Raw genomic sequence first — 7,979 nt, 5'->3', positions numbered from 1 at the left:
GCAGCCCGACTTCGCGGCTGCGCTCGATGAGGCCCCACAGCGGCGCCGTGGCCGCCGGCTTCCCGATGCCGCCGTGCGGCCGCAGCTCCTGTTCGTCGTCGATCAGGACGAAGTGGTGCGCTCCCTCCCACGACCGCCGATGCAGCAACTCCTCCTGGCTCAGCCCGGCGGGCGGCAGCCGGTCGGCCAGCAGCTGCGCCAGCTCGCCGATCACCTGATCGATGTCGTCGGGGGTGTAGGCGTAGGCACGCACGTGGGCCCCACGGACCCTGCCGATCAGCGACGTCTTGGGGTCGACGATGGTGATCTGGGCCTGATCCGGGGTGAACCGGGTCATGACGGCCTGGCCGAAAGCCGCCAGCGCCGTCGTCTTCCCACACGACTGGCGGCCCATCACCAACATGTTGGGCAGCGTGCGTCCCGGCAGCACCACCGGCTGCAGCGCGGTCTCCCCGATCGCGAACGGGACATCCAGCGCGTCCCCGGCGTCGCCGGCGCCGGCGGTGTGCGCATACGCCGCGGTGATCTGCACCAGCGGGACACTCCCCGGCAGCCTGGCCAGGGTCTCCACCTTGCCGGTTCCCGCGACCGCGGTGATCGCCTCGCCCACCTGCCGGGTGGCAATCCGCTGGCCGTCGGTGCCGATGATCTCCGGCACCCCGACCAGCAGCTCGTAGCCATCCCGGGTGAGCCCGAAACCGGGCCGGTCCAGGGTATTACGTGCGGCCTTGCGCAGCTCGATCGAGCTGCCCATCTGCGACTCGTCGGGGTTGGAAAGCCGCAGCTGAATCCGTGCGTTCGACACGTTGAGCAGCCCCTGCTTCTGCCCGACGAACCACGCGGTGGCGCTGGTGATGACGTGCACACCGTAGGAAAGGCCCTGCCGGGCCAGGGTGATCACCCGATCTCCGATTCCGGGGTCTTTTTCGTACAGGTCGCCGAAGTTGTCGACGACCAGGAACACATCGCCGAATTTGTCCGCCGGGTCGGTGCCCCCACCGCCAGGGCCGCTAGAGCCGACAAAACCGGCAGACCCGAATCTCCGGTCGCGGAACTCCGCGACGTCGATCCGGTAGTGCTTGAACGCCGTCTCACGCGCCCGGATCAGACCTTCGACGGTCGCTACCGTTCGCGAAACACCCTCGCTGTCAATGAGACTGACCACCCCGGCCACGTGCGGCAGTTCTTCCACCGGATACAGCGCGGCGCCCACGCAGAAGAACGTCACCCGTTGCGGTGTGTACATCAACGCCGCGGACACCATCAATGTCATCATCGTGGTCGACTTACCGCGCTGCGCGGTGGCGACCACCATGACGTTGTCCATCTCGGCGTCGACGACGTGGACCCGTTGGGTGTGCTCATCGGGGATGTCCACCACGCCCACCGGAAAGACCAGCCCGGTGTTCTGGCCGTAGTCGATGTGCCACGGCTTACCGCGCCAGCGGGCTACCAGTGCGCCCACCGTCTCGCTGACTTCCAGCGGCGGCAGCCAAATCGCGTGCGGCGGACGGGCGGGGTGGGAGATCAGCGACTCCCGGATGACGTCGACCAGCTTCTTCTTCCTGAACCCGTCGGGGTGGAAGAGGAATTCGTCGGGTTCTTCCGGCTCGTCGGCCACCGCCAAAGCCGCGCTGTCCGCCTCACTCAGCGGTTGGTATTCCCAGGCGAACGACCGCGGCTGGGAGAAGCCCACGGCCACAGCCCGGTTCGCCGTCGCCGCCTTCTTCGGCAGCACGAACGGCGCCGAGACGTAGAAGCAGCGGAACTGCTCCAAATCTCGCGGTCCGACCTTGAGCAATGCGTAACCGTTCTCCCGCGACGGAAGATGCAGCGCCGCATCACTTCCGATCACATCGCGGGAGTCCTCGGCGGTTTCGGCGCGTAGCGCCACCCGGAACGCGATGTTGCTCTTCGCCTTGCTCAGTGACGACAGATCGAGTCGCTGGCCGCCCAGCGTGAAGAACACGTTGCAGCCGCGGCCCTCCTGCCCGATGTGGATAACCAGGTCGATCCACTCCGGATGGTGGACGAACAACTCCAGGTACTCGTCGATGATGACCAACAGGATCGGCACCGGCTCCAAGTCACGTCCGGCCAGCCGCATCTCCTCGTACTCGTTGGCGTCGCGAGCACCGGCATCCTTGAAAATCCTGTAGCGCCTGGCGATCTCGCCATCAACGGCCTTGCGCATCCGGTCGGCCAGGTGCCTGTCGTCCTTGCCCAGGTTCGACAGCGAGCCGGCCACGTGCGGGAACCCGGCCAGATCCTGGGCGGCCGATTCGAACTTCATGTCGACGAAGATCACGATGAACGTCTCCGGTGAGTGGGTCAGCGCAATCCCGCTGCACAGCGACAGGAAGTACTCCGATTTACCCGATCCAGAGGTACCGATCACCACGGAGTGGAAGCCGAATCCACCGAAGTCCTTGGCGCGCAGGATGATGTGCTGCAGTTCGCCGCCCGGCTTCACCCCGACCGGTACCGTCGCCCACCTCGGGTCACCCCGGCCGCGGCTCTCCGCCCACAACCGGTCGACGTCGAGTTGGCGAGGGTCGGAGATGCCCAGCGCGCGCAGCAACTCACCGCCCTGACTGTCGGTCGCCGACAGCTCCCCCGCAGTCGTCGGCGACCAGCGGGCCAACGCCCGCGCATACCGGTGTGCGGTGCTCTCGGCAAGCGTGTCGGGCACCGCGTAGAACGCGTTGCGATGGAAGAGCCTGCCGCCATGAAGTTCGAAACACTGGTCTTGGTCTGCGAACCCGACGCCGACGCCAGGGCGGGTGGCCAGCCGCAGCACCGTGATACCGGCCATGCCTTTCTGCCCGGTGACACCCTCCCACTGTTCGGGCGTCCCGACGTTGTCGTCGACGATCACCCAGTGCGGGCCCAGCGCGGGGCGGCTCTTCGACTCCATCGGCGAGGGCATCGAGATCGGGCTGGCCCCGCTCGGCGGGGCCCACGGTCCGCGCCCCTTGCGGTGCAGCTCCGCGTCGAGTGCCTCCTCGAGCTCGGTCGGGGAGACGAACACCAGCCGGCGCAGACCGCAGGCGTCGAACATCTCGTCGTGGGAGTTGTGCGGCAGCCACACCAGCCACGACCACAGGTCGGGATGGCGGGTGACCACCATCAGCTTGACGTCGGCCGGGCTGTGGTAGACCGCCAAGGAACACAACACCGAACGCATCAGGGCGCGCAGCTCGGCCGGTTTCTCCCCGACGAAGGAGAAGCCGGGTTTGGACCGCAGACTGAGCACCTTGCCGATTCCGCGGATCTTGCTCTGCTCGAGGATGAAGTCCCGCAGCGCACCGCCGGTGACCGGTTCGAGTTCCTCGCCGACCGGCACCTCCGGCCATTGCAGCGACACCGCACAGTCACTGGCCTGCTGCACCCCGACCCCCAACCGGACGTCGAGGAAATCCTGGTCGACACTGCGGCGTTCCCACATTCGCGGTCCGCCGATCACGGTGTCGAAGTGCCGCGGGTCGGCGTGGACGAACAGCTGGCTGCGGCGCTGTTCGGCGGCGGCGCGTTGCACCTCGTCGCGGTCCTCGTCGAGCTGGCGCAGGTAGATCCGGCGCTGCTTTTCCAGCTCGCCCCAGCTGATTCGGCGCCCCCGCCCGAACCGGCCGCTGAACATCAGCACACCGAAGCCGGCCAGTCCCATCATCGGGAAGAACCCGGACTGCAGCGACCTGACCCCCGAGGTGTACATCACCACCAGCGTGCCGACGATCCCGACCAGCAGGGCGGGAACGGCGATCATCAGCGCGATGTTGCGGGGCTCACGCTCCGGCAGGGCCAGTGGCGCAGCAACCGCCACCCGCGTCGGTGGCACGACCGGCACCGGTGCCCGCGGGCCCCGCACGAAGCCGCGCTTGGACATCTCAGCCGCCCGCCGGTTGTTCGGGCAGCTGGGCTACCGCCGCGCCCGCGGTGACCGTGTCGCGTGCCAACAGTGCGCTCTCCCGGCTGATCGCAGGGCCCGCCGCGAAGGTCCGCACTATCGGCCAGGGCGCCTGCACCGCTGTGCGGGCGTCGAGCCCCAGCGCCCGCAATGTCGGCTGGTGCCATTCGATCCCGTACCGAACGCCCTGCGGCGAGACCCAGTACAGGCTCTCCCGGGTGTCGGCGACGGCCACGCCGGAAGTCGTCGCGACGAAATTTGCCGCCCCCGGCAAAACCAGCGTCTGGTCGGCCTCCACCGAGTCGGGCGCACGATCGTCACGCACCAACCGCACCAGCCGCTCATCCACCCCCACCGGCACCGGCAGGCCCCGTCCGCTGACAATGGTGATCGTCGCCTGCGGATCGGTCGTCTGCTTCGCCCACGCAACACATATCACCGGGTTCGCGGCCGTATCGACGAATTCCAGCTTTCCCAACGGGTAATAGTCCACGTCGAGGTCGTGGACCACCGGGATGTCGATCAGCTTGCCCGGTGAGATCTGTATCGGCCCCGCGGAGCCCTGCGAGTCCGCGGTGCGCAGCAGGTCGGCGACGAAGCCGGTGATCTTCTGCACCCCGCCCGGCAGCAGCGCGTAGTACCCGCTGACGGCGCCGGCGGCATTGCGCGTCTCCAACACACTGCCCACGACGACGTCAGCGATGCCGGGCAGCCATCTCGAGGGCGTTCCCTTCTCCGGGATCTGCGGCACGACAACAGGTTCGGTCGCCGGCATGGCATCGAATACGGCGTTGGAGATCTCGATCGGACGGGTCTGCCCGGGATCGAGGCCCACATTGAACGTCACCGATCTGTCCGCGGGGTCGATGGCCGACCGGTGACCACCCCAGATCACGTAGGTGGCACCCCGGTGGGTCGCCAGCACGGCCTGCGCCGGCCCCATCGGCGCAGCCCGGCCGCCCACCGACAGCTCCCCGGCGATCGAGGTCACCGTGGGCACGACGCCGCTGCTTCGGACCGCTGCCGTGTCACAGACCGACCACGCCGATGCGGTGTTGGCGGTAATGCTGATGCTGTCCGGTGCGCCGGGGATGCCGATCGTCGGCCCGGTCGGGTATTTGGCGATCTCACTGGCCGTCACCCAGGACACAGCGGCGGCGTTGCCGGTCGCCAGCCGAGCGGAGGTCAAGTTCAGGGCCGGATAGAGCCGTCCGTCGATCCGGGCGTAGATCGCTCCGGTGTCGCGGTTGCCGATGATCTCCGACTGGCCCACCAGCCCCGCGGGCTTCATCACGTGCAGCAGCGCCATCCAGCCGATGCCGATGCCGACCAACACCACAGACAGCGCCAACGCCGCCTGTTGTTTACGGTCGTCGTGCTTCATCCGCACCGAGAACCGGGTGATCGCCGCCTTGAGCCGGCGGTTGTAGAACAGATGCCCGGAATTCTGGTCCCGGTTCGACAGGTTCAACGGCATGGTCAGTATCCCATCGGCAACCACTGGATGCCTTCGCCATAGCGTTGGCGATAATCCGCTTCCGCCTCCTCGCGCAGCGCGGCGAACGCCAGGTTGAGCAGGTCCGTCAGCTCACCGTGGGTGTAGTCGGTCACCACACCCGGATGCAGCGTCAATTCGATCAACCGGCCATCAGAATTCGCCACGGCGTGAATGTCACCCAGATCGACGCTGTAGGTGATGCTCTCGGCCTGGGCGACGAGCGCCTCCCACCGCTCAGCCGCCTCGCGCAAGTCACGGAGAACCGATTCAACAAGGTCCTCGTCCTTGTCGCTGAGCTCCGCGCCGCTATCCGGCCCCGACACCCGCTCAGTATGTCGACCCTGTGCGACCAGCGTCAATTCGTCCACGGCGCCGTCCGGAGCGGGCGTTGAAGCTGCTCGCCGCCGGAGCGCTCAACGTCTGGAACCAGGCGAAGTGGTAGTTCGCCGTCACCCGGTCGCCGGTGGCGATGCCCGCGGTGGCGGCCAACAGCAGGCAGTTCAACAGCAGGCCGAGGTCGACATCCGGGTACTGCGCCAACAGCTGATACCGCACGGTGTCCAGGTGCACTCGCAGCAGATCCATTTCGGCGTCGAGCACCCCGGTGCCCGCAGCACCAGCCTTGGCCAGGGTATTCGCCATCCGCGGTAGCCCGTCCCGCCAGTGCGTGGCCTCGGCCAGCCGCCAGCCGAGGTCGTCGATTGCCGGCAGTTCCCTGGCGCGGTGCGAACATTCGATTCCGCCGGAGTCGATCGCCCACCCCAGCCGATCCCCCGGGGCGTAGGTCGCCGACGACCCGGCGCCGCCCAATAGCGCTTCCGTGTTGCCGTCACGCCAGCCGGGTTCCAACAACCGCACACCGGCGGGCAGTTCGATTCCGGACGGGATCCACCCGTGGGCAAGGTCGGTGACCAACACCGTGTCACCGTCCTCGCCGATCCCCGTCGCCCAACGCAACCCCGGTGCTTGACGGGCGACGAACTCCAGCAACCGCCGCAGCCGCTGGTCCGTTTCTTCAGCGGGGGCCGCTTCCGCCGATTCCTCGGTGGGCGATCCTTCGGAGACCCCCACGACCACCGGGTCGGACCGCAACCTCAACAGGGTCAACCGAGCAACGCCGGGATCTGTGACTTCTGCGACCTTCGCGCCCCGGTGGTCGGGTTCGATGACGGGCAGTTGCTGTGTGATGTCCGGAGCTTGCTGCCGGTGGGCCTGTCGAGCCGGGTTCAGGCTGAGGTATTCAGTGCGAAACTCCAGCGCCTCCTTGCGGAGTTGGCGAACCGTCGACTCGACTCGAAGCACCGCGAAAGCCCGGGCGACGTTGACCACCCGTGATTCTGCTGCTGTGCGCGCCGAGCCCGCCAACCCGGCCCGGCTGATGGCCTGTAGCTTCTCGTTGGCAGAGTCGGCGATCCGCCGCAGATCCGCGTCGAGATAGTCGGCGATCGTCGCGTTCTCAGCGGTAACCGTTGCCAACTCGATCGGCCACAGGCCACCGAGCACCGACGGGGTGCAGTCGGGGGGAGCGCTGAAAGCCGGGATCGCCAGGGCCTGCCGGGCCGCCCTCCGGAGATGATGACGCGCCGACGTCCGAGCGAAGATTGCCACCGCGCAAGCCTACCGCCGCTGGTGGAGGAGGTTTGAGCGGTCAGTTGTGGTGAATTGTCATCGCCTGTGCCGGCTCGGTAGCCTGCACAGCATGGCCGACTCGGAGCTGCGGCGGCAGCTGGACGAGGTCCGCGACTTGTTGAACCGCGCCCGGAACCTGTTCGGTGCCAGCCCGGTCGAACCCCCGCAGAATATTTCCCCAGATCCGCGCGCCGCCCAGAAGTGGGTGCGCTGAGCCGGTCGAACACCAGGTTCGATCCTCCTCGACCGGTAGTGCGGCCACAGCAGCGAGCCGGCGCTCTCTACTCGCGGCTACCTTGCCCGCGCTTCTTGCGCTGGTAAGTCGACACGTTGTGTTTGACAAAACAGGTGTTGTGTCTGACACAATGTAAGTCGGCATGGAAATCAGGTTCACGCAGGCCGCGCGGCGGCACCGAATCGGCCGCGGTTCGGTCCGTTGGATGCTCGCCCACACCGCGCCGACGGAGGTCCTGACGAACCATGGCAGCCCGGCGTGGTTATGGGTCGGTCCTGATGAGCGAGGCCGCGAGCTTGAAGTCATCGCCGTCGAGATCCAAGGCACCCAAGATCCCGAGCCGGTGCTGCTCGTAATCCATGCCGCACCCACCAATTTCACAAAGGAGTCACCATGACAAAGCACACCGTTCCCCGTGTTACCGCCGCTACGCCCATCGGCTCTGACGTCGACCTCGCAGAAGAAGACATTCGGCTGGCAGATGGCAGTCGCTTGACTGCGCAAGTGGCCGCCCAGGTGGTGGAGCAGGCTCGGCGGGGGGGCGGACGGCCCTCGCTGTCAGGAAACGCTGCACATTCGCCGCAGATCGCATTCCGGGTCGCCCCGGAGGTACGAGCCCGAGCAGCACAGATAGCTTCTGCCGAGGGAAAGACCGTCTCCCAGCTTGCTCGCGAGGCCCTCGAAGATCGGCTCGCCAGCAGTTCCTGAAC

At 67.2% G+C, this 7,979-nt stretch carries 6 protein-coding genes; 2 read left to right on the top strand and 4 right to left on the bottom strand.

Annotated features, from left to right (window positions below; all coding sequences use genetic code 11):
- From eccCa to AC2VON_RS00105, 4 genes are all read right to left on the bottom strand, one after another.
- Positions 1 to 3,886: type VII secretion protein EccCa (eccCa, locus tag AC2VON_RS00120; protein WP_486951123.1), on the bottom strand; the 3,886-nt coding region annotated here is incomplete at its 3' end.
- Position 3,887: 1 nt separating this feature from the next.
- Positions 3,888 to 5,384 carry a type VII secretion protein EccB gene (gene eccB, locus AC2VON_RS00115; protein WP_486951122.1) on the bottom strand — a complete coding sequence of 499 codons (1,497 nt, stop codon included), beginning with the start codon at positions 5,382 to 5,384 and terminating at the stop codon, positions 3,888 to 3,890.
- 2 nt (positions 5,385 to 5,386) lie between these two features.
- The gene (locus AC2VON_RS00110; RefSeq protein WP_486951121.1) at positions 5,387 to 5,728 is read right to left on the bottom strand and encodes a DUF2710 family protein; all 342 of its coding nucleotides are present in this window, start codon (positions 5,726 to 5,728) and stop codon (positions 5,387 to 5,389) included.
- Positions 5,729 to 5,732: 4 nt separating this feature from the next.
- Complete coding sequence (locus AC2VON_RS00105; protein WP_486951120.1) at positions 5,733 to 7,013, bottom strand: DUF5631 domain-containing protein; 1,281 nt, start codon at positions 7,011 to 7,013, stop codon at positions 5,733 to 5,735.
- 91 nt (positions 7,014 to 7,104) lie between these two features.
- Here AC2VON_RS00105 and AC2VON_RS00100 point away from each other — a divergent pair, with 91 nt between their 5' ends.
- Entirely contained in the window at positions 7,105 to 7,248 is a 144-nt protein-coding gene (locus AC2VON_RS00100; protein WP_486951119.1) for a hypothetical protein, read from the top strand.
- 226 nt (positions 7,249 to 7,474) lie between these two features.
- Positions 7,475 to 7,666, top strand: coding sequence for a hypothetical protein (locus AC2VON_RS00095; protein WP_486951118.1), 192 nt, complete (start codon positions 7,475 to 7,477; stop codon positions 7,664 to 7,666).
- Positions 7,667 to 7,979: the final 313 nt, after the last annotated feature.

The sequence above is a fragment of the Mycobacterium sp. TH-M82 genome (assembly GCF_057473605.1).
This window is presented reverse-complemented; position numbering and strand designations above follow the sequence as displayed.

Bases quoted from the DNA above. Each gene is read 5' to 3' on its own strand.
- eccB (WP_486951122.1), bottom strand. From the start codon at position 5,384: ATGCCGTTGAACCTGTCGAACCGGGACCAGAATTCCGGGCATCTGTTC.
- AC2VON_RS00100 (WP_486951119.1), top strand. From the start codon at position 7,105: ATGGCCGACTCGGAGCTGCGGCGGCAGCTGGACGAGGTCCGCGACTTG.
- AC2VON_RS00095 (WP_486951118.1), top strand. From the start codon at position 7,475: ATGCTCGCCCACACCGCGCCGACGGAGGTCCTGACGAACCATGGCAGC.